The 2,419-nt window shown below is 66.2% G+C and carries 2 protein-coding genes; one reads left to right on the top strand and one right to left on the bottom strand.

Annotation, left to right across the window (positions count from 1 at the left end; all coding sequences use genetic code 11):
* Positions 1-175: 175 nt before the first annotated feature.
* On the bottom strand, positions 176-2,254 hold the full coding sequence (locus AC1D1G_RS44265) for a prolyl oligopeptidase family serine peptidase (protein ID WP_477956834.1): 2,079 nt from the start codon (positions 2,252-2,254) through the stop codon (positions 176-178).
* Positions 2,255-2,321: 67 nt separating this feature from the next.
* On the opposite strand from AC1D1G_RS44265, the gene AC1D1G_RS44270 reads away from it, so the two are divergent.
* Positions 2,322-2,419: FAD-dependent oxidoreductase (locus AC1D1G_RS44270; protein WP_155277974.1), on the top strand; the 98-nt coding region annotated here is incomplete at its 3' end.

Below are 2,419 nucleotides of genomic sequence, written 5' to 3' on the forward strand. Positions count from 1 at the left end.
ACCGCGACCCTCTACTGGCAGGGCGATCGTGTCGTCGTGATGATCGACGACACGACCGTCCGCACTCTTACACTCGACAGGACCACGCGTTACCAGAAACTGTCCTCAAAGTCCTGAGACATATCTGTCCTCCAAGTCCTGAGACATGACATAACCGCCCGCGGTTAATAAGTACTCACGGGCGGGTGAGCTGCTCCCACAGGAACGTGAACGTGAGCGCCGATTTGAATGCGGCCTGTGCGTTGTCCGCGGCCCCGCCGTGCCCGCCCTCGATGTTCTCGTAATACCAGACCTCGTGGCCCTGCTCCTCGAGCAGTGCCGTCATCTTGCGGGCGTGGCCGGGGTGGACGCGGTCGTCGCGGGTGGACGTGGTGACGAGGATCGGCGGGTAGTCTGCGGTCGCGTCGGTGTTCTGATACGGCGAGTACTCGCTGATGAACTTCCAGTCGTCCGGGTTGTCCGGATCGCCGTACTCGGCCATCCACGACGCCCCGGCGAGCAGCAGGTGGTACCGCTTCATGTCGAGGAGCGGAACCTGGCACACGATCGCCCCGAACAGTTCCGGGTAGCGGGTGAGCATGACACCCATGAGGAGCCCGCCGTTGCTGCCGCCCTGGATCCCGAGCTGCTTCGACGTCGTGATGCCCCGGGCCACCAGGTCGCGAGCGACCGCGGCGAAGTCCTCGAACGCCTTGTGGCGACCCTCCCGCACCGCCTGGGTGTGCCACGACGGGCCGTACTCGCCGCCGCCGCGGATGTTCGCCACCACGTACGCGCCACCGCGTTCGAGCCACGCGAACCCGACCGAACCGCTGTAGCCCGGGACCATCGAATTCTCGAAGCCGCCGTATCCGTACAGCATGGTGGGGCAGGGTCCGGTGACGTCGTCACGGCGCACTACGAAGTAGGGGATCTCGGTTCCGTCGTCGGACACCGCGAAGTGCTGCGCCACCGACATGCCGTCCGCGTCGAAGAACGACGGCGCCTGCTTGACGGGTTCGAGCGGTCCGCCGACCGTGCCGTACAGCAGTGTCGCCGGTGTCGTGAATCCGCTGGAGTTGACGAAGAAGCTGTCGCTGTTGCGGGGGTCGGTGCTGATGATCCCGCTCGCCGTGAGTTCCGGTACGCCGTCGAGAGGCTTCTCCTCCCACCCGGTGTCGTTCGGTGTGAGCACCGACAGCTTGGTCTGCACGTCCGACAGTCGCACGAGGAGGAGGTGGTTCCGGGTCCACGTTCCCTGCTCGAGGGACGTGTGCTCGTCCGGGGTGAACAGTGGCGTCAGCTCGCGTGACCCGGCGAGGAAGTCGGCGTAGTTCGCGGCGAGCAGCGACCCGGCCGGGTAGACGGTGCCGTCCACGTCCCAGTCGGTGCGCGGACGGATGGTCAGCCAGTCGCGGTACACGGACGAGCCCGCGTCGTCGGGTGTGTCGATCCGGACCTTCGAGCCGTCCGGGAGCAGCTGGTAGCGCTCGGAATTGTAGAAGTCCATGGACCGGCCGACGAAGTGCCGCTCGTATCCGGGTGTGTCGTCGTACGAGGCGCCGACGGACACGTCGGTGGTCTCGCCCTCGAAGACGGTGACCGCCTCGGTGAGCGGGGTGCCGCGATGCCAGCGCTTCGCGATTCTCGGGTAGCCGGAATCGGTCATCGAGCCTTCGCCGAAGTCGGTCCCGACGTACACGGTGTCCGTGTCGATCCAGCTGATGCTGGTCTTCGCCTCGGGGACGTCGAATGCGTGGTCGCCGCCGACGAATTCGCGCTTCTCGATGTCGAATTCGCGCACCACGGACGCGTCGGCGCCACCGCGCGAGAACGACAGCAGGGCACGCGACTGCTCGGGTCGCAGCACGCTGGCCCCGGCCCACACCCAGTTCTCACCCTCCCGTTCGACGAGGGCGTCGACGTCGAGCAGGACGTCCCACTCGGGGTTCTCGGTGCGGTACTGCTCGAGCGTGGTGCGCCGCCAGATGCCGCGCTTGTGGTCGCCGTCGCGCCAGAAGTTGTACAGGTACTCGCCGCGCATGCCGGCGTAGGGGATCCGGTCGTCCGTGTCGAGCACGTCCAGGATCCGGCTCTCGAGCGCGGAGAACTCGGCGGTCTCGGTGTACTCGGCGAGAGTGCGGGCGTTGCGCTCCCGCACCCAGTCGAGTGACCGGTCCGCGGTGACATCTTCGAGCCAGAGGAAGGGATCCGTCATGGCGCCATTCTTGCAGGCGGTGTCGTGCCTGGTCGCGGCGGCAAAGGTGTGACAGATGAGGCTACTCGTGGGTAATACGACCGCGTGGAGACAGCGATTCCGGACGGGACTACCCTGAACAACCGTGACCTCACACTATGACGTCGTTGTCCTCGGAGCCGGTCCCGGTGGGTACGTCGCTGCTATCCGCGCGGCACAGCTGGGATTGAGCACCGCCATCAT

Source organism: Rhodococcus sp. P3_B8 (assembly GCF_056402775.1).